This is a genomic window from Hyunsoonleella pacifica (genome assembly GCF_004310335.1).
GTDB classification, from domain to species: domain Bacteria; phylum Bacteroidota; class Bacteroidia; order Flavobacteriales; family Flavobacteriaceae; genus Jejuia; species Jejuia pacifica.
In genome coordinates, this window is record NZ_SIRS01000001.1 from 87,147 (window position 1) to 107,240 (window position 20,094).

Consider the following 20,094-nt stretch of genomic DNA (forward strand, 5'->3'; position numbering starts at 1 on the left):
GGTTGAGTTAACAGATAACCTTTACACAATTTACAATATTTATTAAAATTTGAAGTGAATTACACGCATTTAATATCAATTTTTTATTTACAGCATTTCAACCTATTTTTGCATAAATATTACCGATGTACAAAACACTTCTCAGACCAATATTTTTTGCGTTCGATCCAGAAAAAATTCATCATTTTACTTTTAGTCTTGTAAAAACCACTTCAAAAATACCTGGGGTATCTGCTTTATTTAGAAGTTTGTATATCATAGAAGATAAACGTTTGGAACGAGACCTTTTTGGATTGAAGTTTAAAAATCCCGTAGGACTTGCAGCAGGATTTGATAAAAATGCCGTTTTGTACAACGAACTGGCAAATTTTGGATTTGGTTTTATTGAAATAGGAACAGTAACTCCAAAAGGGCAAGCAGGAAATCCTAAAAAACGGTTATTCCGTTTAAAAGATGATAAAGGTATCATTAATAGAATGGGGTTTAATAATGAGGGATTAGAGGCGGCTATCTCACAATTAAAAAAGAATAAAAGGAAGTTAGTTATAGGTGGAAATATTGGTAAAAATACAGCAACTAAACCAGAAGATTACACTAAGGATTATTTAGAATGTTTTAAGGCGTTACATCCTTATGTAGATTATTTTGTATTAAATGTGAGTTGTCCAAATGTAGGAAGTCATGCAAAACTTAATGACAAGGATTATTTAGAAGAACTTATTGAGGCTGTTAAAGTGGAGAATAATGCTTTTGAAATCCAAAAACCAATTTTATTAAAGATTGCTCCAGATTTAAATGATGGACAATTAGATGAAATAATTGATCTAGTAAAAGATACAAATCTTGATGGCGTTATAGCAAGTAACACATCTACTGATAGAAGTGATTTGAAAGCCTCAAAAGATAGGCTTGTAACTATTGGAAATGGTGGGCTTAGCGGGCAACCTATTAAAGAAAAGAGTACTAGGGTTATAAAATACCTTGCAGATAAAAGTAAAAAGGCATTTCCAATTATAGGAGTTGGTGGTATTCATTCTGCTGAAGATGCACTAGATAAGTTAAATGCGGGAGCAGATTTATTACAAATTTATACAGGATTTATTTATGAAGGTCCGAGTTTGATAAAACGTATCAACAAAGCTATACTTAAAAAGCAATAAATTAAATTACTTAATAAACTGTTTTACTTCTACATTTCTACCGTTTACTACAGTAACTAGATATGAACCTTTGGGTAACTCAGAAACATCAATTTGTTTACTGCTATGTAAACTACCTTGTAAAAACACTTGACCTACAAGATTAGATACAGTAAAGTAGTGCTCAGAATTCAGTTTTTCTGACGTAGATACAATATTTAATACATTATTGGTAACAGGGTTTGGAAACAACTTTATATTGGATTTATTTTCGCTTTTTTGCGTTATAGAATTTCCTTTTATTTTAATATCATCAATAGCAATATCTCCAGCCCATCCCATACCACGAATGGCTCTAAAGTGAATATTTATAGTTTGTCCATAAAAACGAGATAAATTAACAGACGCCATGATAAAGTCTTCAGCTTGATTGATTTGTTGAGCTCCTTTAATTGTAGGAATTGCATCAAAGATGTAGTCATCGCTTGTTTCAATATCAATATGAAGTTCTCCTATATTGTCTCCAAACATGTGATAATAAAACTCTAGGGTAGCATTTTTTTCATTAATACTAATACATGGAGAAACAAAGTCTGCAATATCCCCTTCTTTAGATCCTGACGCCTCTGTATAAATGTAATTCCCAGAACTATTTCCACTGGTCTTATCAAGAATTGGTCCTGTATTTGTCGATACGGTTTCTCCTGAATTAATTAACCAATTAAATCCATTACCAGAAACATCTATAGCAGACCAACCGTTAGAACTAGCAAAATCGAATGTATCAAAGTTTACAGTCATAGAAGTATCTTCGTGAGTGCCAACTTTAATAATTTGAGAAAACGTTTTGCTAATCGTTTTTGCTAGGTTACTGTCGTTATCTCCTTCAGTTTTATATAAAGAATTACCAGTTGTAATGGTTAGTGTTACATCATAAATACCTTCTGAATAAGTATGTGTAGGGTGTTGTTCTGTATAGTCTATTATATTATCTCCATCAATATCCCATTGCCATGAAGTAGCACCAACACTTAAATCTGTAAAACTAACAGTTAGCTCGTCTTCACAAGCTTGAAAACTATCAGCAGTAAAATCCACATTTGTTGATGGACATGATAGATACTGTCTGGCAGACTTGTAGAATGCGTACATTCTAGCCAACTGTTGCTCAGAAAAATGGGATTTACAACTAGATCTGGAGTAAGACATTATATTTTCAGTATCTGGCTTGTATAATTCGCCATTGGCATCTTTGAGGCCACCAGTATATTCGCAATCGCTATTAACATTACCTGTTCCTAATTTAGGATCTGCTGGAGTATCACATATCATATCTCCATCAGTATCACAATTAGAACCGTCAACTAATTCTGTAGTTAGCTTATGATTATCTGGACCATGAGTATGCATTAAAGAAAAGAAATGCCCAATTTCATGAGCTAGAGATGTACCATTAGTACCACAATTATTATTCATTACAATAATATCTGCACCACCAAAGGTATTTGAATAGCCACATAGACCTATACCTGCTCTTACTTCTACATATTCTGTGAAATAGATATTAATAACTCCAGGAGTATAGTAATTTTCAGTTAAATCAGCTTCTTCGGTTCTATTAAATTTATAAAAAAATTCGTCATTATCTATATAATTTACACCATCACAAAGAAAAAATTCCATGAAAGCATCAGCATAAATTTCATTTAAATCATTAATAGCCTTGTATAATTCGTCTTGACTTAAACCTCCATGTCCAGAAGAAGATCTCATAATGTAGGCTTTTACTGGTATAGAGTTTAACGGAGTAGGTGTAGTGTTTTTATTGGTTCCAGATTTTCTAGCTTTCTCTGAAATAGCTATAAACTCATTTTCATGAAGCTTTATTTCATCTTGAAAACTTTGAAAGTACGATAAGGATTCCTGAGTTATTTCTGTACCACAGAAGTTAGAAGAATTTTGGGCAAATACACCTGTTACTAGCAATAATAATATTGCAAGTGTGAGGGTATTTAAATTTGGGTAAAACTTCATGGGGCGAATAGTTTGCACCAAAAGTACCCTAAGGTTTTAATTTTCTGTAAAAAAAACGTTAAGTGTAAATCTTTTATCGACGATGTGTGATTATTTCACTATTAATTTTTGAGTTTTGTTGTTACCGTCTTCATTATTAAGCTTTAATAGATAGATACCTGAAGTTAAATTTGATATATCTAGATCTAGGTTTTTAGCTGTGTTTTCAACGAAAAGGTGTTGCTTTAGTTTACCAAGGATTGAAAAAATCTCAACACTTTTTAAATTAGTATTCTGGATATTAGAAATAGTAATTTTACCTGATGTAGGGTTTGGATAAACTTTTATACTACTTATATTTTTATCTAAAGAATCATCACTTAATGTAGAGGAATTAAATGTAAACGTTATAGTTGCCATTCTATTTCCATTAATAGGAAACCCAGAAACCATGCTAATTTCTGCTCTAGGTGTGGTAATTACATCTCCAGAACCGTAATCAGTTCCTGAGTCTGTTCCTGCATCATAAGCAAAAACATCCATAGTAAATGTATCTCTCCAACCATTATTTATAGAAGGGTTTCCAGATCTTAAGTCTAGACTATTAATGGCTATAAACCAATCGGGGCTTGGAGCAACCATTGATACTAAAGTAATTAAAGGAAAATCTTCACTAACAGATACACTAGTTAATGTTGAGTTACTATTATTTCCTGCAAAAGGGGAAAACCCTTGTTGTAGGTACTGATCAGCCTCATTAGATGCAATAAGAGTATTTACTTCACTACTAAAAGCACTTGTGTTCCCTGTTTCTGCTATATTTTTTATACCATCTGTCACTGGTGCAATAACACCAAATTCTAAGACTGTATTTGCGGTTTTATGAGTAGCCCCAGCTAAAGGAGACCAGTGTGCATTCCCAGGAACAGATGTGTGGTCTGTTGTATTCCAGATTGTGGTAACAGAAATATCATAATTAGCAGTACTTTGCGAAAAAGAAAAGGAATACACTAAAAGCATTATAAAGAAAGTAATTTTTTTCATAGTGGTAATATTTAGAATGGAATGAAATTAAGATATTAAGTCGTTATAAATTATAGATACTTACATTTTTAAAATTAATAGTATTTTTAGCTCTCTAAATTTTTAAAACTTCATGTCGCAAACTATTAAAATAATTGAGTGCCCTAGAGATGCGATGCAAGGCATAAAACAATTTATTCCAACAAAACAAAAAGTGCAATACATCCAATCCTTGTTGCGTGTGGGCTTTGATACCATTGATTTTGGAAGTTTCGTATCTCCTAAAGCCATTCCACAAATGGTAGATACTGCTGAAGTTTTATCACAATTAAATTTAAGTAAAACCACAAGTAAACTTCTAACTATTATTGCAAATACAAGAGGAGCAAACGATGCGAGCCAACATAATGAAATACATTATTTAGGTTATCCTTTTTCTATTTCTGAGAATTTCCAAATGCGTAATACGCACAGAACAATTGAGCAGTCTGTAGATATACTTTCTGAGATTTTAGAAATAGCCGATAAAGCTAAAAAGGAAGTTGTAGTTTATATCTCGATGGGTTTTGGAAACCCTTATGGAGATCCTTGGAATGTAGATATTGTAGGAGAGTGGACTGAAAAATTGGCAAATATGGGAGTTAAGATATTATCACTTAGTGATACTGTTGGGACTTCAAACCCAGAAAGTATAGATTATTTGTTTTCTAATTTAATTCCAAGATATCCTGATATTGAATTTGGGGCTCATTTACACACCACACCAACGTCTTGGTTTGAAAAAGTAGATGCAGCTTACAAAGCGGGATGTAATAGATTTGATGGAGCTATTCAGGGGTTTGGCGGATGCCCTATGGCAAAGGATGAACTTACGGGTAATATGCCAACAGAGAAATTATTATCATACTTCACATCTAAACAAAAAAATAACCTAGATGCTCTAAGCTTTGAGAGTGCCCATAATGAAGCTTCCAAAATTTTTAATCATTTTCATTAAGGCCATCATTCTATCTAAATGTTAAATTTCAAAATTTAACACAATTTAAATGTTTGAAAAACAATAGATTGTGTTTTTTATTAAATCTTTATTTAAATTTAATCTAAATAAACTTTGCTGAAGTAATTTTCCCTTTTATATTTGCAGTCGAAAATCTATTTATAATAAGTCTAAATAAAAAGACGCTAAATTTAAACTATGAAAAAAATTGTATTAAGCTTATTTGTAGCTTCATCTTTTTTCCAGTCGTGTTCTAACGATGATGATGCAGTGAATCCAGATCTAACTTCAGGATTAGAAGTTTCAGATTTTATTGATGTTACTAACTTTAGTAGAGATAATACAGGAACTTACATTAATAACTATTCTACTTTATTTGTAAGAGATAATAGTTCTACAGTAAGCTTTGGTGGACAAACTACACGACTAAAACAGGCTGTTGAAATAGGTGGAAACCTAAAAAGTAGTAGTGTAAGCTCAAATGATATTCAAGTTAAATTTGAAGGAATAGATGGTACAAGTACAGGTTTTGACGATGCTTCATTAAATGAAACTACAAAAATTTTAAGATCAAAAACATCTGCTTCTATAGGCTTATTTGGCTCAAATAAAAATGAGTCTGGACAAGGAAAAATGAATGTTGAAGCTGTTGATGCTTTTATTGTGGGGCATGATGCAGTTGTTGCAGATTGGTCTACTCCTGCTGCGGCAGGACAAGCAGGTACATTTCTTGATGCAGATGGTTCTACACGTTATGTTGATGCTAAGGGGTTTGAGTTAGATCAATTATTTACCAAATCTTTAATGGGGGCTTTAGCTTACGATCAAGCTGTAAATCATTATTTAAATCGTTTAGACAATGAGAATGGCGATGATGCTAATGGAACAAAAGACTATCGTAAGTTTAATGATGAAGGTAAAATAGCTGAAGGCAAAGATTATACTACCATGGAGCATCATTGGGATGAGGCTTTTGGTTATGTGTATGGTAATATCACTAAAGAAAACTTACTTTACAAATACCTTGATAATGTTGATGGATTAGCCAAATTTTCTGGTACAGAAAAAGATATTTTTGAAGCGTTTGTAAAAGGACGTATTGCTATTGTTGACAAAGATTACACAACTAGAGATGCTCAAATAGCGATATTAAGAGAAAAATTAGGTTTAGTTATTGCTGTTAGAGCAGTACATTACTTAGGAGGTGGAGCTAAGATTTTAGACGATCAAACTAAGAATACTGAAGATGCATTCCATGATCTTTGTGAAGGCTATGGATTTGTTAACAGTTTACGTTATGTAGTGAATGCTAACGGTAGTAAATATTTTACTGACGCTGAAGTAGATGCTTTTATTGCTACATTAAATGCAGGTAGTGGGTTATGGGATGTAACTTCTACTGAATTAAGAAATATGGCAGACGATATAGCAGCTAAAGGTGTTGGTGGATTGTCTTGGACCTTTGAAGATGTAGTAAACTAAGATACTATAAAATGATATTTTAAAAATATATTAATTCAAAAAGAGGTTTTTTTAAACCTCTTTTTGTGGTTACATTTGCAACGAAAAATAAAAACCTATGAAAAAGATAAAATATTTAATACCAGTTATTATTGGGGTATTTGTTTTTGCGTGTTCCAGCTCTTCTGATGATGGCAATGATGGTGGAGATAATGGAGACAACTTTAATAGAGTAAGTTTAACTTCTGGTTGGGTAGATAATTTATTATTACCAGCTGTGAACGATTTAAAAAGTAAAGTAGAAAGCTTAAATGCGTCTGTAATCGCATTTGCTGATGCACCAGATGCTAATACATTATCCCAAGCTAGGGCAGATTTGTTTGAAGCAGCTAAAGTATGGCAGCATGTAGAAATGTTTTTCTACGGTGGTAGTTACGCTTTAGATATGTACAGTTACCCAACAGAGATCGATAAAATAACTGATAATATCAACAGTGATATTGAAGTAAACTTAGATAGAACAGTACTTAATAAATCTCAAGGCCTACCAGCATTGGATTATTTGCTAAATGGTGTAGAAGTTTCAGATAATGAAATAATTGCTAAATATCAGGATGCTAAATACGTGGCGTATATCAAAAGATTAACAAGTAGAATAGTTACACTAACTGATCAAGCTATTACAGATTTTGAAGTTACTAAAGCTGATAATCTTAATAGTATTGATGACACCAAAACATCATATTTTAGTATTCAGGTAAACGATTTTGTACAGTATACTGAGAAATCTTTTAGAGAAGCTAAAATAGCAACACCATCTGGTACTAGAAATAGAGATATATTTCCTAATATATCGGTTTCTTCAAGTCCAGAATCTGTAGAATCTCTATACAGTCCAGAAAATTCTAAGGCACTTTATCTTGAAGCTTATGATGCTATACAAGATTTTTATTATGGTAGAAGTTATAGTAATAATGCTAATACAACTGGTTTACAAGAATACCTTCAATCTTTAGGGACAACAATTATGGTAGATGGTGCTGATATGTCTTTAGATGTATACATTGTGCAACTATTTGGTAATATTGATGCTGCCAATAATAACATCACAGATAATTTTTATTTACAAACCCAAGATTACAATCCTAATTTTGACGCAGCTTTTGATGCTATTCAAGATTTTGTAGTTGCTATAAAATCAAATGCTATTAATGCTTTTAACCTTACTATTGATTTTGTAGATAGCGATGGGGATTAATCAAAGTATTCAATCATACCTAAATAAAACATCGAGAGCGGCTTCACTTGCCGCTTTTCGCATTTTATTTGGTATGCTTATGCTTTTTAGTCTTCTTAGATTTTTATCAAAAGATTGGGTTTTTAAATTTTATATAGAGCCAAATTTTCATTTTAAATATTATGGGTTTTCCTGGGTAACTACTTGGGGAGAATATACCTATGTTTTATTTGCTATTGCTATTACAGCTTGTATAGGTATTATTCTGGGATTTAAATATCGCTTATCTATTATCCTGTTTTTTTTATCATTTACTTACATAGAGTTGATAGATAAAACCACATATTTAAATCACTATTACTTTGTTAGTATATTAAGTTTTTTATTGTGCTTTTTACCTCTAAATTCTACGTTTTCGTTAGACTCCAGTATTAAAAAAGTAAGTTACAATTATGTACCATCATGGACGGTAGACAGTATTAAATTATTATTAGGAGTTGTTTATTTTTATGCAGGACTGGCTAAACTCAATTCAGATTGGTTATTAAGAGCGCAGCCTTTAAAAATTTGGTTATCGTCCAAAACAGATTTACCGCTTATAGGACAATTTATGAACGATACATGGTTTCATTATGCTATGAGTTGGGGGGGCGCATTATACGATCTTTCCATACCCTTTTTGCTTTTAATGTCAAAAACTAGACTGTTTGCGTTTGTATTGGTTGTAATTTTTCATGTCTTTACGCGCATACTATTTCCCATAGGGATGTTTCCTTTTATAATGATATGTGCAACACTTATTTTCTTTAGTGGAGAATTTCATCAAAAAATAATAAGAATTCTTTCCAACTTACTAAACATCAAAGGTAAGTCTACTGAAATCAGGGCTATATATAAATTAAAATATCGAGAGCTAATATTAGGTGTGGTAGCAGTATTTATGTTATTTCAATTAGTATTTCCGTTTAGATATTTATGCTACCCTGATGAATTATTTTGGACTGAAGAAGGTTACCGGTTCTCATGGCGCGTTATGTTAATTGAAAAGGCAGGTTTTACAACTTTTAGAATTGTAAATTATAATACAGGAAACAGTTTTACAGTAGAAAATAAATATTTTTTAAATGAGTTTCAACAAAAACAAATGACTACACAACCAGATTTTATTGTGGAATATGCACATTTTTTAGGAGCACATTACAAGAAAGAATTAAATAATGAAAATATAGGAGTGTTTGCTGAAGGGTATATTTCCCTGAACGGAAGGTTAAGTAAACCTTTTATCGACCCAGGTATTGATTTATTAAAAGTAAAAGATAATTTTGCACACAAAAATTGGATATTACCATTTGAAGATGAAATTAAAGGTTTATAGTTTTATAATATGCTGTTATATAACTCTTGGGATTACAGCACAAAGTTTTGAAGCCAGAGTATTAGATAAAGATTCCAATAAACCTATTGAAGGTGTTCAAGTGTATACCAAATCAGGAAAATTTATTGGATTTACAGATACTAATGGAAATGTAGACTTATCAGAACTAGATGTTAACGTATCATATAACTTGATTTTCTTTGAGTACAATTACAAAACTTATAAAATTGATGTTATTTTAAAAAATACAAACAGCATTATTGTTACAATGGAACCCCTAGGAGAGAAATTATCAGAAGTCGTTTTAAGTTATAAAAAGAAAGAAGCTTTTGGGTTAACAAAGTTAAAACCAGTTGAAGGTATTCATATTTATGCAGGTAAAAAATCTGAAGTTGTTTTGCTGGATCAAGAATTGGCAAATAAATCTACGAATAATGCACGTCAAATTTATGCTAAAGTTGCAGGCTTAAATATATATGATAGTAACGATGGCGGACTACAGCTAAATATTGGCGGGAGAGGCTTAGACCCTAACAGAACAGCAAATTTTAATACACGCCAAAATGATTACGATATTAGTGCTGATGTATTGGGTTATCCAGAAAGTTACTACACACCACCTACAGAAGCATTAGACCGCATTCAAATAATTCGAGGAGCAGCTTCATTACAGTACGGTACTCAGTTTGGAGGATTGGTAAATTTTAAATTTAGAAATCCTAGCCTAAAACCAATAGAGTTTATTACGAGAAACACTTTAGCTTCTTTTGGGACTTATACAAATTTTACCTCTTTAAGTGGTACTAAAAATAAGTTTAAGTATTCGGTATTTTACAATGGAAAAACAGGAGATGGTTTCAGACCTAATTCTAGCTTTGATTCCAATAATGCATACGGTTTTGTAGCATATCAATTTAATGATAAAACAAGTATAAGTGCAGAGTACACTTATTTTCATTATTTGGCACAACAAGCAGGAGGTTTATCTGATGTTCAGTTTTTAGAAAACCCCAAACAAAGCTACCGTACAAGAAACTGGTTTGAAGTGGATTGGAATTTATTCAATTTAAAACTAAATCATAAATTTTCTAATAACGTAAGTGGTATCTTAAGTGTTTTTGCATTAGATGCTTCCCGAAAAGCTATTGGTTTTAGAACAAATCCTTTAGATGAAAATGCTAATATTTTTGATGTAAATAGTGATGAAGTAGACGAATTAGGCAATTTTGATTTTGAGCGGGATCTCATAGTAGGAGATTTTAAGAATTTTGGTGCTGAAGCAAGAATAATTACAGAATATAATATTAAAGAACAACCTTCAGTTTTATTATTAGGCACCAAGTTTTATAAAGCAAATAACACATCAGAGCAAGGGCCAGGAAGCAAGGGAACAGATGCTGATTTTAGTTTTAGAACTGATGAATTTCCTAGATATCCAAATCAAAACCAATTTGAATACCCAAACTTAAACCTTGCATTTTTTGGAGAGAATATTTTTAATATAAATGATAAATTCTCTATAACTCCTGGTTTTCGTTTTGAGTATATAAAAACAGAATCCCAAGGTGCTTTCTTAAGCATTCCGAATTTACAAGGTGGTAATCCTACAGTTACATTTATTCCAGATAATAATAATTTAGAACGTAATTTTTTATTATTGGGTGTTGGACTTAGCTATAAACCAAAACCTTATTTTGAATCTTATTTTAATTTCTCACAAAATTACCGTTCGGTAACATTTTCAGATATTAGAACAGTAAATCCTTCTTTTGTAGTAGATCCAGAAATACAAGACGAGACAGGCTATACAATAGATTTAGGTGTTAGAGGTACATTAAAGAAAATTATCTCTTATGACGTGAATGTATTTTCATTGTTATATGATAACAGAATAGGGCAGATATTTAGTTCAGAACCTCCATATAGGGCGCAATGGGTTAGAGGAAATGTTGGGAAAGCTACCATATTAGGATTGGAGTCATTAATTCAATGGAATTTAAAAGAAACATTTTTTAAAGAAAGTGATAATTTAAAATTAGAGGTGTTTTCTAACCTATCATTGACCACATCAGAATATTCAAGCACTCAACAAGGTAGCTTAGATGGTAATAAAATAGAATTTATTCCTGAGGTAAATTTTAGAACAGGAGTTTCATTTGGTTGCAAAGATTTTATAGCATCTTTACAATACTCTTATTTGTCAGAGCAGTTTACAGATGCGACTAACTCACCCTACAATCCTAACAATGATGACACGGTAGATGGAGCTATACCAGCTTATAACATAATGGACTTATCTACATCATATACCTTTTCTAAAAATTTTAGACTAGAAGTTGGAATTAATAACCTTTTGGATAATAATTATTTTACAAGAAGAGCTACAGGGTATCCAGGACCAGGAATTATTCCATCTGCACCAAGAAACTGGTACACAACATTGCAAATAAAGCTTTAATTTGTAAATATAAATTTAACGTTTTGTTCCTTTATTTTGTGTATATTTGCACGCAATTATAATCGTAATTGCATCATGATAGCACATCAAAATAAGATTCTTGGAGAAGGTTTAACCTACGACGATGTCCTTCTAGTTCCAGCTTTTTCAGAAGTTTTACCCCGCGAAGTAAATATCCAAACAAAGTTTACACGTAACATAACAATTAACGTTCCTGTAGTTTCTGCTGCTATGGATACAGTTACCGAGAGTAAGATGGCCATAGCTATGGCTCAAGAAGGCGGTATTGGTGTACTACATAAAAATATGACTATAGAACAGCAGGCTCAAAAAGTAAGACGTGTAAAGCGTGCAGAAAGCGGTATGATTATAGATCCTGTTACGCTGTCTATGGATGCTAAGGTTAAGGATGCAAAACGTGCTATGGCAGAGCATAGTATAGGAGGTATTCCTATTGTTGATGAAGATGGTACGCTAAAAGGTATAGTAACAAACCGAGATTTACGTTTTGAGCACGAAAAGAAAAAACCAATTTCTGCGGTAATGACCAGTGAAAAATTGGTTACGGCACCAGTAGGTACCTCATTAAAAGATGCAGAAATAATTCTACAGGAACATAAAATTGAAAAGTTATTAATTGTTGACGATAACTATAAATTGTCTGGATTAATTACATTTAGAGACATCACAAAGCTAAGTCAAAAACCAAACGCCAATAAAGATAAATATGGACGTTTGCGTGTTGCTGCTGCTATAGGAGTTACGGGAGATGCGGTTGATAGAGCAGAGGCTTTGGTAAATGCAGGTGTTGATGCAGTGGTTATTGATACGGCACATGGGCATACCAAAGGTGTGGTAAGTGTTTTAAAAGAGGTGAAATCTAAGTTCCCTAAGTTAGACGTAATAGTAGGAAATATAGCTACTGGAGCTGCAGCAAAGTATTTAGTAGAAGCAGGAGCAGATGCCGTAAAAGTAGGTATTGGTCCAGGTTCTATTTGTACCACACGAGTTGTTGCAGGTGTTGGATTTCCTCAATTCTCAGCGGTTTTAGAAGTAGCTGCCGCTATTAAAGGTTCAGGAGTGCCAGTAATTGCAGATGGAGGTATTCGTTATACAGGAGATATTCCAAAAGCTATTGCAGCAGGGGCAGATACAGTAATGTTAGGGTCACTTTTAGCAGGAACTAAAGAATCGCCAGGAGAAACAATTATCTACGAAGGAAGAAAATTTAAGTCTTACAGAGGTATGGGCTCTGTAGAGGCCATGAAAAAAGGTAGTAAAGACCGTTATTTCCAAGATGTGGAAGATGATATTAAAAAATTAGTACCAGAAGGTATTGTAGGACGTGTACCTTACAAAGGTGAATTGTTTGAGAGCATCCATCAATTTATTGGTGGATTAAGAGCTGGTATGGGATATTGTGGAGCAAAAGACATTGCCGCACTTCAAGATAATGGTCAATTTGTAAAAATTACGGCTAGCGGTATTAACGAGAGTCATCCACATGATGTAACCATTACTAAAGAATCTCCAAATTACTCTAGATAAAATTTCTCGTTTTTTGAATTTGAAAATGTGTATCCTTTTTTAAAGCGTACACATTTTTGAGTTTAAGAAGCTTTGATTACTTCAATTTAATTACTATTTAACAGAAGTTTTTAAAAATTACGCTAAAAATCTTTGTTAAAACTTTTAAAAGGTGTTAGGGTTTAACTACTAATACTTTATAACTTCGCTCAAAATTATCACAACGCTCTTACAGAGTTACTATAGTTTATTTTCTAAAATGTGCTTGAAACAGTTATTTTATACAATTTTCATGTGTTGCTTCGGAAGCCTTATCTCTGCACAAAGTATTGAAATTCGAGGTAAAGTTATTGAAGAAACTACTAAGCAACCACTCCCTTATGCTACTGTAGCTATACTTGATGAGGTAACAAATGAAACAATAACAGGAGTAATAACCAAAGAAGATGGTACATTTAAAATAGAAACAAACTCAAAGCAATTTTATATACAAATAAGTTTTATAGGTTTTGTTTCAAAAACGATAACTGAGTTTGATAAAACAAAGCGAAAAATCAATTTAGAGATTATTACACTAAAAGAAGATACCGAACAGTTAGCAGAAGTGTTGGTTGAAGCTGAGGTGTCTTCCTCACAATTTAAACTAGATAAGCGCGTATTTAATATTGGAAAAGATTTAAGTAGTACTGGTGCAAGTGCATTAGAAGTTTTAAATAATGTGCCATCTGTAAATGTTGATATTGAAGGTGTTATAAGTTTACGGGGAAGCTCTGGAGTACAGGTTTTAATTAATGGAAAACCTTCAATATTAACCGATGATGGAGGTGCTTTAGGAAGTATTACCGCAGATATGATTGATAGAATAGAGGTAATCACAAACCCTTCAGCCAAATATGATGCAGAAGGCACATCAGGTATCATTAACATCGTCATCAAAAAAGATGAACGAAAAGGTATAAATGGTGCGTTTAGTGTTAATGCAGGTATACCTGATAATAATAGTTTTGGATTGAGTTTAAATAAACGTTCAGAAAAATTTAATTTGTTTACACAGGTTGGATTAGGAAGAAGAGTTTATCCTCGGGATTCTGAAAATATTAATGAAAATTTAGAAAGTGGTATTTCAATTTTAAGTGAAGGTAAAGATTCCAGAGTCGAAAAATTCTACAATATTACTTTAGGAACAGATTATTATATCAATCCCAATAGTGTCATTACACTGTCAGGAAATTTTGCTTATGAAATAGAAGACCAACCATCAGATCTTAATTTTAAGGCACTAGATGGGAATGATAATTTAACTTCTGAATGGAATCGTACTGAAACTACAGAAGCAACAAATCCTAAATGGCAATATGAATTAGTGTACAAGCGAGATTTTGAAGATCATGAAGATCATGATTTACTACTAAGTGCTACAGGGAATTCTTTTGCAAAGGATTTAACTTCATTATTTCAAGATACTACTATTTCGGGAACAGATAGAGACAATACACAAAATACAAGAACGGATTACTCTGATAATACCTATATATTTAAACTAGATTATACTAAGCCATTTTCTGAGGTCTGGACTATGGAAACTGGTGCTCAATATGTAATCAATGATATTGGTAATGATTTTGAAGTTCAAAATTTAGTTAACGGCGAATTTCAAACAGATTTGGGTTTTACTAATAATTTTGAGTTCGATCAAAAAGTTTTAGGGGCTTATGTTATTGGAGGATACGAATACGAAGCTTGGGGTATAAAAGCAGGATTACGTTTAGAACAAACCGATTTAACTACACTTCTTGTAAATACAAATGAGAGCAATAATCAAAATTACACCAATTTATTTCCAAGCATTCATACATCATATAAGATATCAGATCTAGTATCATTACAAGCAGGGTATTCAGCGAGAATAAATAGACCAGGCATGTGGGAGTTAAATCCTTTTTTTAATATTCGTAATAATTTTACGATCCGTCAAGGCAATCCAGCACTTATGCCAGAGTTTACAGATTCCTATGAGCTAACCAGTATTATAGATATTGGCAAAACATCTTTAAATTTAGGAGTGTTTCATCGCTACACAACTGATGTAATAGAGCGAATTTCTGTATTTGAGAATAATGTTAATACGCGTATGCCAGAGAATGTAGGTACAAATAGTACCCTTGGTATTGAGTTTAATACAAAGTATAGCCCTATTAAGTGGATAACCTTTAATGTTGATTTTAATTACAATCAATTCAACAGAAAAGGAACTTTTGAATCTACTGTTTTTGATTTTAATGGAGACCAATGGGGGGCTAAACTTATGGCAAAGTTTAAGTTACCAGCTAAAATTGATCTAGAAGCTGTAGGGAACCATATATCAAAAGTAAAAACTGTACAAGGTGTAAGAAGTGCAAATACATTTTTAGATATTGGTATGCGTAAAAAAATATTAAAAGATAAAGGCGTTATCAATTTGAGTATACGTGATGTATTTAAATCTCGATTTTTTGAAAACTTTATAACGCAGGATAATTCAAATGCCTACAATTGGAGCAGGCGTGGAAGATTTATAGCTATTGGCTTCAGTTACGGATTTGGTAAAGGAGAAGCTATGGAATATTCAGGAGGGAAGAGGCGTTAAATTTTAGTCTTTAGTAAAAACAATAGAGTCTTTTACTTTAAGCCCCCATTCATCTACTAAACCAGCATTAATTTCAAGGACATATTTTGCAGGAGCTTCTGAGGGTAGTGACGATTCATCAAAAGGTTTAGCATTTTTTTGAAAACTTATAATTGCTTTATTGGCGTTGATATATATGATATCTAAAGGAATTCTGGTATTTTTCATATAGAAGAAACGTTCACGTTCATCTTTAAAAACAAATAGCATAGCTTGTGTGTTTTTCATGCTATTGCGGTACATTAAGCCAGTTTGAATGTCAAAGTCAGTATCAGCAATTTCAATATCTAATTCTACTTTGAGCGAATCATTTTCAGTATTAAAAATTGAAAGATTCCCCTCTTTCGAGAATATTACTTCTGTTTGTTTTACCTGTTGTTTTTCTTCTTTACATGCCGATAGTACTACCAAGTTAAATGATATAAGAAGTAAAAAAGATAAACTCGTAAAACGTGTCATACCTATGTAGCAGATGTTTTTGGCTTGTAGCCAAACATAAGGTAAAGCCCAATTAGTATAAATGGAATACTTAACCATTGTCCTGTATTTAATGCCCAAGTGGCTCTTTCATCAACTTGAGCTTCTTTTACAAATTCAATGAAGAATCTAACTGTCCAAAGTAAAACTAGAAATAAACCAAGCAGAAATCCACTTTGCTCACGTTTTAAAGTTTTAGAATAGAAATACCATAAAATTAGAAATACAAAAACGTAACAAAAGGATTCATACAATTGTGCAGGGTGCCTGTAAGGAACGGCTTCTAACAATTCAGGGTTATTAGCTACGGCATTATATGCGTCTTGCACATCTCTAATTTTTGTAATGCTTTGTACTTCATATTTATTATAATACTCTTGAATAAATCTAACACCAAGAGGGAAATCTCCAGAGGCTTTTCCAATAATTTCAGAATTAATAAAGTTACCAATTCTAACAAAAACTGCACCAGAAGCAACAGGTATTACCAAACGGTCTAAAATCCATAATAAGGATTTATAAGTGTATTTTCTTCTGTAAAGGTACATTCCTATAATGATACCTATAGTGGCACCGTGGCTAGCTAACCCTTGAAAGCCTGTAAACTCAAAACCACCTTTAAATTTAAAAGGTAGAAAAATACTAAAGAAATCTTGACTTATAAGTTCAGATTGGTAAAACAAAACATGCCCTAAACGTGCTCCTAGCATAGTAGATAATACTACATAGATAAACATAGGGTCGAGATACTCTAATTTTACTTTTTCTTTGGTGTAGATACGTTTCATAATGTACAACCCCAAAAGAAAGGCTACAATCCACATAAGACTGTAAAAGTGTAGCTTGAAATTGCCAATAATATCTATCCCGGTTACAGGGTTCCAATCAAATTTTAATGCGTGCATGAAAATTGTTTTACTGCGTAAATATAAAGGTTTAACAACACTTATCTGTTAAAATTTTGTTTAGCTATTTGGCTAAACTTAAAATTTCAACTTCAAAAATAAGGTTAGTTTTTGGTGGAATTCCTCTAATACCTGCTTCTCCGTATGCTAAATGGTAAGGTATAAATAAAGTAGCTTTATCTCCAACATTAAGTTGTTGTAATCCTTCTTTAAATCCGGCAATCATTGGTGCATCAGGACTTAAATCGGCAGTGATAGGAATGTACCTATTTGCAGCTTTTTTCCTCTCATTAACTGCTTCTAACGTTTCAGCTAGATTTAAATTACTAGTATCAAGTAAAGTACCATCTTCAAAAAATAAAGCGTAGTGTGTTTTTGCTTTGGAAAATACTTTTAAAGGTGCTCCATTACCTTTTTCTGAAATAAAATATTTTAAGCCAGATTCTAAAGTTACAGCGTCCTGTTTTTGCTTAGTATGCTTTTCAACAGTTTCTTTTAAAATTTTTTCTCTTCGAGCTTTTTGAGCTTTTTCTTTTTTTTCTCTCTCTATAAAATGATTTTTAAATACTTCTGGAGCATCAAATTGTTTGGCTTCTTTTCCTTTTCTAATAATATTTAGTTGGTTAATAACAACGCTATCTAATGGTTTGTCTCTATTGTCAGTTTTAACATTAGAGATAGAATCCTGTACATCCAACCCTATAACTAATTCGCCAAACACACTATATCGGTTATCCAAATCTGGTCTGGGGACTTCGGTAATATAAAATTGACTTCCATTTGTATTTGCGCCCGCATTAGCCATGGCTAATACGCCTGGTTTATCATGTTTTAAATCAGGATGAATTTCATCCATAAAACGATATCCAGGGTTTCCTAAGCCAGTACCTAAAGGATCTCCACCTTGAATCATAAATTTATCCATAACTCTATGGAAAATAAGGCCATCATAAAACTTCTTTCCTTTGAGTGAATCTGTGACTAAAGTATTAGTACCATCAGTTAGAGAAATAAAATTAGCTGAAGTAATAGGAGCCTTCTTATAGTGTAACTTGGCAATCATCTTACCTTTTGTAGTATTAATTTCTGCATAAATACCATCTTCTAACTCTGGATATTGAGATTTACAACCAGATACACCCAGAATGAAAACAACTGCAAATAAAATGCAGGCAGTGTTTTGTTTAAACATGTTAGTTATTTTGTTTTTGAGTAATAGAATTTAGGGTAACTTTGGCAATTAAAGGGATGTTGGTGCCAATTTTATTCTCATCGCCGTAATATCCATAAGCTTTTTGTGATGGGAAAAGGAACGTAACTGTTTCTCCCGGCTTCATTAATTTTAAACCTTCACGAAGTCCAGTAAACAGTTCTTGTTTATCCATGGTATAATTAAGATTTTTAAAATAATCTGCTGGATAAATCAAGTCGCCATTTAAGTTTTTAAGATGATAAGAGTAGTTTACAACATCCCCGAAACCAGGGGTTAATGCTGTTTCTTCATCTGTTTTTATATTGTAGTAATACCAAAATCCATTTTCTGAAGCAATGTACTCATTAGTATCATTAGCCGACATTATGTCTTGAATTAAAGCTTGTTCTTTAGCATTAAGCTTTTTATTTCTTTCAACGGACTCGTCGATAAAAGAACCAGATTTTACCGAAATGGGTTTACGAGCCTCAGGAGTTTTACAACTAAAGCTAATAAGACAGATTAGTATTAATGTGACGAATTTATTCATGATTTAGGGCATCTTTATACTCAGGCAATATACTAAGAAATTTTTCAACTGTTGATTTTAGTGATGTTTCACTACGCCCACCAGCTGCATTATTGTGTCCGCCTCCATTAAAATGTGTTCTTGAAAATTCGTTTACAGAGAAGTTGCCCTTAGAGCGTAAAGAGATCTTGATAATACCTTCTTGTTTGTCTTCAATAAAAATAGCTGCAAAGATGATGTTTTCTAAAGAAAGGGCATAATTTACAATACCTTCAGTATCTCCTTTTTTGTAATCAAACCTTCGTAATTCTTCTTGAGATAAAGTAATGTAAGCAGTTCTTAATTCAGGTAGAGCCTTTAAATTAGAAAGCGCACAACCTAATAATTGTAGGCGGTTATAGCTATTAGTATCGAAAACATTATTGTGAATATCTGTGTTTTTTGCGCCTTTATCTATGAGTTCAGCAACAATACGATGTGTTGTACTAGTTGTTGATGGGAATCTAAATGAACCGGTATCTGTCATAATTCCCAAATATAAACAGGTAGCAATCTCCGCATCAACATTATCTGCGCTGCCTAACATGTCTATAAAATGATATATCATTTCACAGGTAGAACTCATACTCACATCACTATAGATATAAGTGGCATAATCATCAGGTTCCTGATGATGGTCAATTAAAATTTTAATCGCTGTTGCACTTTCAAGTATTGGTTCCATTGCACCAGTTCTATGAAACGCATTAAAATCTAAAGTAAAAATAATATCAGCGTTTTCAATAGCTTTATTGCAATCTTCTGTTTGAGTATCGTACTTTAATATGGTGTTTTCTCCTGGAACCCATTTTAAAAATTCAGGATAATCATTAGGGGTAATAACCTGAATATTATGATGGTATTTTTTTAAAAAATGATATAAACCCAGAGTGGAACCAATGGCATCTCCATCAGGGTTTTTGTGAGGTACTATTACTATGTGTTTTGGCGTATTTAATAGTTGTTTAATCGCCTTAATGTCGTTTGTGTTCATAAGGGACGAATATACAATTTTTTAACCTTGCTTTTCGTTGAAAATACGTTACTTTTGCGCCAA

15 protein-coding genes are annotated in these 20,094 nt (G+C 32.4%); 8 read left to right on the top strand and 7 right to left on the bottom strand.

From position 1 onward, the window contains the following. Nucleotides 1–125 precede the first annotated feature (125 nt). Nucleotides 126–1,160, top strand: coding sequence for a quinone-dependent dihydroorotate dehydrogenase (locus EYD46_RS00425; protein ID WP_130935085.1), 1,035 nt, complete (start codon nt 126–128; stop codon nt 1,158–1,160). Nucleotides 1,161–1,166: 6 nt separating this feature from the next. Here EYD46_RS00425 and EYD46_RS00430 read toward each other — a convergent pair whose 3' ends face one another. Both EYD46_RS00430 and EYD46_RS00435 read right to left on the bottom strand, forming a co-directional pair. Beyond that, nucleotides 1,167–3,173, bottom strand: coding sequence for a T9SS type A sorting domain-containing protein (locus EYD46_RS00430; protein ID WP_130935086.1), 2,007 nt, complete (start codon nt 3,171–3,173; stop codon nt 1,167–1,169). 90 nt (nt 3,174–3,263) lie between these two features. Further along, entirely contained in the window at nt 3,264–4,196 is a 933-nt protein-coding gene (locus EYD46_RS00435) for a T9SS type A sorting domain-containing protein (protein WP_130935087.1), read from the bottom strand. Nucleotides 4,197–4,308: 112 nt separating this feature from the next. On the opposite strand from EYD46_RS00435, the gene EYD46_RS00440 reads away from it, so the two are divergent. The 7 genes from EYD46_RS00440 (at nt 4,309) to EYD46_RS00470 (ending at nt 15,856) form a co-directional block, all read left to right on the top strand. Then, nucleotides 4,309–5,172, top strand: coding sequence for a hydroxymethylglutaryl-CoA lyase (locus EYD46_RS00440; RefSeq protein ID WP_130935088.1), 864 nt, complete (start codon nt 4,309–4,311; stop codon nt 5,170–5,172). Between the two features lie 198 nt (nt 5,173–5,370). Beyond that, entirely contained in the window at nt 5,371–6,654 is a 1,284-nt protein-coding gene (locus tag EYD46_RS00445; RefSeq protein WP_130935089.1) for a DUF4856 domain-containing protein, read from the top strand. 97 nt (nt 6,655–6,751) lie between these two features. Next, nucleotides 6,752–7,891, top strand: a complete 1,140-nt coding sequence (locus EYD46_RS00450) for an imelysin family protein (RefSeq protein WP_130935090.1) — start codon at nt 6,752–6,754, stop codon at nt 7,889–7,891. Continuing rightward, nucleotides 7,881–9,245, top strand: coding sequence for an HTTM domain-containing protein (locus EYD46_RS00455; RefSeq protein WP_371870102.1), 1,365 nt, complete (start codon nt 7,881–7,883; stop codon nt 9,243–9,245). The genes EYD46_RS00450 and EYD46_RS00455 overlap by 11 nt, the downstream gene beginning before the upstream one ends. Then, the gene (locus EYD46_RS00460; protein ID WP_130935091.1) at nt 9,226–11,703 is read left to right on the top strand and encodes a TonB-dependent receptor domain-containing protein; all 2,478 of its coding nucleotides are present in this window, start codon (nt 9,226–9,228) and stop codon (nt 11,701–11,703) included. The genes EYD46_RS00455 and EYD46_RS00460 overlap by 20 nt, the downstream gene beginning before the upstream one ends. A gap of 75 nt (nt 11,704–11,778) precedes the next feature. Then, nucleotides 11,779–13,251, top strand: a complete 1,473-nt coding sequence (guaB, locus tag EYD46_RS00465) for an IMP dehydrogenase (RefSeq protein WP_130935092.1) — start codon at nt 11,779–11,781, stop codon at nt 13,249–13,251. A gap of 238 nt (nt 13,252–13,489) precedes the next feature. Continuing rightward, nucleotides 13,490–15,856: an outer membrane beta-barrel family protein gene (locus tag EYD46_RS00470; protein WP_130935093.1), complete on the top strand. Its 2,367-nt coding sequence runs from the start codon at nt 13,490–13,492 to the stop codon at nt 15,854–15,856. Nucleotides 15,857–15,859: 3 nt separating this feature from the next. On the opposite strand, the gene EYD46_RS00475 is transcribed toward EYD46_RS00470, so the two are convergent. From EYD46_RS00475 to EYD46_RS00495, 5 genes are all read right to left on the bottom strand, one after another. Continuing rightward, the gene (locus EYD46_RS00475; protein WP_308807853.1) at nt 15,860–16,432 is read right to left on the bottom strand and encodes a DUF192 domain-containing protein; all 573 of its coding nucleotides are present in this window, start codon (nt 16,430–16,432) and stop codon (nt 15,860–15,862) included. Further along, a complete protein-coding gene (gene lgt, locus EYD46_RS00480; protein ID WP_130935094.1) occupies nt 16,357–17,277 on the bottom strand; it encodes a prolipoprotein diacylglyceryl transferase in 921 nt (306 codons plus the stop codon). The genes EYD46_RS00475 and lgt overlap by 76 nt, the downstream gene beginning before the upstream one ends. A gap of 64 nt (nt 17,278–17,341) precedes the next feature. Next, a complete protein-coding gene (locus tag EYD46_RS00485) occupies nt 17,342–18,469 on the bottom strand; it encodes a peptidylprolyl isomerase (RefSeq protein ID WP_130935095.1) in 1,128 nt (375 codons plus the stop codon). A gap of 1 nt (nt 18,470) precedes the next feature. Then, nucleotides 18,471–19,019, bottom strand: coding sequence for a gliding motility-associated peptidyl-prolyl isomerase GldI (gene gldI / locus EYD46_RS00490; protein WP_130935096.1), 549 nt, complete (start codon nt 19,017–19,019; stop codon nt 18,471–18,473). Continuing rightward, the gene (locus EYD46_RS00495) at nt 19,012–20,031 is read right to left on the bottom strand and encodes a DHH family phosphoesterase (protein WP_130935097.1); all 1,020 of its coding nucleotides are present in this window, start codon (nt 20,029–20,031) and stop codon (nt 19,012–19,014) included. Before EYD46_RS00495 ends, gldI begins: the two co-directional genes overlap by 8 nt. Nucleotides 20,032–20,094 lie beyond the last annotated feature (63 nt).

Bases quoted from the DNA above. Each gene is read 5' to 3' on its own strand.
- EYD46_RS00425 (WP_130935085.1), top strand. From the start codon at position 126: ATGTACAAAACACTTCTCAGACCAATATTTTTTGCGTTCGATCCAGAA.
- EYD46_RS00430 (WP_130935086.1), bottom strand. From the start codon at position 3,173: ATGAAGTTTTACCCAAATTTAAATACCCTCACACTTGCAATATTATTA.
- EYD46_RS00435 (WP_130935087.1), bottom strand. From the start codon at position 4,196: ATGAAAAAAATTACTTTCTTTATAATGCTTTTAGTGTATTCCTTTTCT.
- EYD46_RS00440 (WP_130935088.1), top strand. From the start codon at position 4,309: ATGTCGCAAACTATTAAAATAATTGAGTGCCCTAGAGATGCGATGCAA.
- EYD46_RS00445 (WP_130935089.1), top strand. From the start codon at position 5,371: ATGAAAAAAATTGTATTAAGCTTATTTGTAGCTTCATCTTTTTTCCAG.
- EYD46_RS00450 (WP_130935090.1), top strand. From the start codon at position 6,752: ATGAAAAAGATAAAATATTTAATACCAGTTATTATTGGGGTATTTGTT.
- EYD46_RS00455 (WP_371870102.1), top strand. From the start codon at position 7,881: ATGGGGATTAATCAAAGTATTCAATCATACCTAAATAAAACATCGAGA.
- EYD46_RS00460 (WP_130935091.1), top strand. From the start codon at position 9,226: ATGAAATTAAAGGTTTATAGTTTTATAATATGCTGTTATATAACTCTT.
- guaB (WP_130935092.1), top strand. From the start codon at position 11,779: ATGATAGCACATCAAAATAAGATTCTTGGAGAAGGTTTAACCTACGAC.
- EYD46_RS00470 (WP_130935093.1), top strand. From the start codon at position 13,490: ATGTGCTTGAAACAGTTATTTTATACAATTTTCATGTGTTGCTTCGGA.
- EYD46_RS00475 (WP_308807853.1), bottom strand. From the start codon at position 16,432: ATGGTTAAGTATTCCATTTATACTAATTGGGCTTTACCTTATGTTTGG.
- lgt (WP_130935094.1), bottom strand. From the start codon at position 17,277: ATGCACGCATTAAAATTTGATTGGAACCCTGTAACCGGGATAGATATT.
- EYD46_RS00485 (WP_130935095.1), bottom strand. From the start codon at position 18,469: ATGTTTAAACAAAACACTGCCTGCATTTTATTTGCAGTTGTTTTCATT.
- gldI (WP_130935096.1), bottom strand. From the start codon at position 19,019: ATGAATAAATTCGTCACATTAATACTAATCTGTCTTATTAGCTTTAGT.
- EYD46_RS00495 (WP_130935097.1), bottom strand. From the start codon at position 20,031: ATGAACACAAACGACATTAAGGCGATTAAACAACTATTAAATACGCCA.